The sequence below is a fragment of the Chitinasiproducens palmae genome, from assembly GCF_900095735.1.
Lineage (GTDB): Bacteria > Pseudomonadota > Gammaproteobacteria > Burkholderiales > Burkholderiaceae > Chitinasiproducens > Chitinasiproducens palmae.
This window is the reverse complement of sequence record NZ_FNLO01000029.1, coordinates 1-1,304: the sequence shown is the minus strand read 5'-3', so window position 1 is coordinate 1,304 and position 1,304 is coordinate 1. Positions and strand designations below refer to the sequence as shown.

The 1,304-nt window shown below is 52.1% G+C and carries 1 rRNA gene; it reads right to left on the bottom strand.

Annotated elements, in window-relative coordinates:
• A 23S ribosomal RNA gene (locus BLU54_RS22975) occupies positions 1-1,163 on the bottom strand; the annotation flags it as partial.
• Positions 1,164-1,304 lie beyond the last annotated feature (141 nt).

The window sequence follows — 1,304 nt, the reverse complement described above, 5'->3', positions numbered from 1 at the left end:
TGCATCCGCAGCTTCGGTGACTGGCTTAGCCCCGTTACATCTTCCGCGCAGGACGACTCGATCAGTGAGCTATTACGCTTTCTTTAAAGGGTGGCTGCTTCTAAGCCAACCTCCTGACTGTTTTAGCCTTCCCACTTCGTTTCCCACTTAGCCAATCTTGGGGACCTTAGCTGGCGGTCTGGGTTGTTTCCCTCTTGACACCGGACGTTAGCACCCGATGTCTGTCTCCCGTGATTGCACTCTTCGGTATTCGGAGTTTGCTATGGCGCGGTAAGTCGCAATGACCCCCGCAACCATGACAGTGCTCTACCCCCGAAGGTGATACACGAGGCACTACCTAAATAGTTTTCGGAGAGAACCAGCTATTTCCAGACTTGTTTAGCCTTTCACCCCTATCCACAGCTCATCCCCTAATTTTTCAACATTAGTGGGTTCGGACCTCCAGTACGTGTTACCGCACCTTCATCCTGGCCATGGATAGATCGTCTGGTTTCGGGTCTACGCCCAGCAACTGTCGCCCTATTCGGACTCGCTTTCGCTACGCCTGCCCTATACGGTTAAGCTCGCTACTGAACGTAAGTCGCTGACCCATTATACAAAAGGTACGCCGTCACCCCATAAAGAGGCTCCGACTGTTTGTATGCATGCGGTTTCAGGATCTATTTCACTCCCCTCCCGGGGTTCTTTTCGCCTTTCCCTCACGGTACTGGTTCACTATCGGTCGATCACGAGTATTTAGCCTTGGAGGATGGTCCCCCCATCTTCAGACAGGATTTCACGTGTCCCGCCCTACTTGTCGTACCCCTAGTTCCACACACTGGTTTTCGCATACGGGGCTATCACCCGCTATGGCGTCCGTTTCCAAGGACTTTTGCTAACCAACATGCTAAAAAGTACAGGCTCTTCCCATTTCGCTCGCCACTACTCTGGGAATCTCGGTTGATTTCTTTTCCTGCGGCTACTTAGATGTTTCAGTTCACCGCGTTCGCTTCGCGTAACCTATGAATTCAGTTACGGATGACCCATACGGGCCGGGTTTCCCCATTCGGACATCTTCGGATCAATGCTCGTTTGCCAGCTCCCCGAAGCTTTTCGCAGGCTACCGCGTCCTTCATCGCCTGTGATCGCCAAGGCATCCACCACATGCACTTATTCGCTTGACCCTATAACGAGTGCGTCTGCACCCGCTCTAGGTTTGAGTTCTCAGCGTTGTGCCGTATTCCAAGTGACGTTTAGATCACTCAAATACTGGTTGATACAATCACAACCCGTACGCCTTCCACGTCCATCTCAAGACGCTTCTG